The organism is Heliobacterium chlorum, from assembly GCF_014502795.1.
Classification (GTDB): Bacteria; Bacillota; Desulfitobacteriia; order Heliobacteriales; family Heliobacteriaceae; genus Heliobacterium; species Heliobacterium chlorum.
Map to the genome: position 1 here is coordinate 1 of NZ_JACVHF010000095.1, position 1,277 is coordinate 1,277.

Annotated in this window: 3 protein-coding genes; 1 reads left to right on the plus strand and 2 read right to left on the minus strand. The window is 46.0% G+C overall.

Annotated features, from left to right (window positions below; genetic code table 11):
• The coding region (locus tag H1S01_RS20205) for a peptidoglycan recognition protein family protein (protein WP_341479149.1) at window positions 1-656 on the plus strand (656 nt) is incomplete at its 5' end.
• On the opposite strand, the gene H1S01_RS20210 is transcribed toward H1S01_RS20205, so the two are convergent.
• A complete protein-coding gene (locus H1S01_RS20210) occupies window positions 627-1,028 on the minus strand; it encodes a hypothetical protein (RefSeq protein WP_188042161.1) in 402 nt (133 codons plus the stop codon). The two genes, H1S01_RS20205 and H1S01_RS20210, sit on opposite strands and share 30 nt — an antisense overlap.
• Window positions 1,007-1,277, minus strand: a 271-nt coding sequence (locus H1S01_RS21255) for a hypothetical protein (RefSeq protein ID WP_207732436.1), incomplete at its 5' end; no start/stop codon positions are given. The genes H1S01_RS21255 and H1S01_RS20210, both read right to left, overlap by 22 nt.

Below are 1,277 nucleotides of genomic sequence, written 5' to 3' on the forward strand. Positions count from 1 at the left end.
CGAGAAAGGGGCAACTAATCATGGTAAACATCACTCAAGATTTTGTTTCTCGAGGCGCGAAAAACCGACCCGGCTATACGATGACCCCCGCGTTTATCACCGTTCATAACACGGGCAATAGCAGTGCAGGGGCCGATGCAGCTGGCCACGCCGCCTTTATTAAATCGCCGGGTGCTGGAACGACCAGTTGGCACTTTACCGTCGATGACCATCAAATTATTCAACACATCCCCACAAACGAGAACGCTTGGCACGCTGGTGATGGAGCCAACGGCCCCGGCAACCGCACCAGCATTGGCATCGAAATCTGCGAAAACAGCGATGGCAATCTGGCGCAGGCTGAGGCCAACGCCATTGACCTCATCATCGACTTGATGAAGCAGTACAACATTCCGCTGACGAATGTGGTTCCCCATCAGCACTGGACCGGCAAGTATTGTCCGCATCTTATCCTGCCGCGTTGGGATGCTTTCATCGCTTCGATTGCCAAGCGACAGCAGGAACGGGAGATTGCAGATAAACTTGCTACCGTTCCAGATTGGGCGAAGGATAGCGTAAAAAAGCTAGTAGCTAAAAGTGCCTTATCGGATTTTTCTGGGGACACCACATTTTATCGATTAATTGTTCTAATGGATCGATTGGGGCTTATCGCGTAAGCCAGTATCCTCTGTATCTTCACGCCCAATGATGTTCTCCCAAATCTCATCACTGCCTAAAATAGATTCGGCGAATAACTGGTTATAGAAATTTTGATCGTTCTCTCCAAATTCTTTTTTAAACTCTTCGTAGGATCGAATATGCTCTGTCATGATATCGGTGAGGTATTGGACTAAATCTTTATCAAAATCCTCCGGCTTAATTTTCATATTACTGCAAAGTAGCTGTAACAAGAGACGGACTCGTGCGGGACCCGGTGTGAAGTTGCCTGGATCCTTTATTGAAGTAGCCATAGACCGCGAAAAGTTCATGAGCTTATCGTGCAATTCGTTGTAATTTTTACGTTTCGTTAAATCTGACATATATCCCATTCCCAAACCTCCGTAGAAAAACAATTGTAAAAATAGTATGCCAAGAGTGCACGAAATTCTGCGCCATGATTGGGCCAAGTGCATAAAAAGACAGGATTATAAAAGAGTCGGGAATAATTACCGGCTCTTTTTTGTGTCACAATTCGCTTTTTTTTACCCATGTAGTATGTGTAGGCAACTTTGAAAAAAGTGAGGAGGTGATGGAGTTGTTTGAGTCCAGTGTGATTGTGGCTGTACTGATCGCCGCAG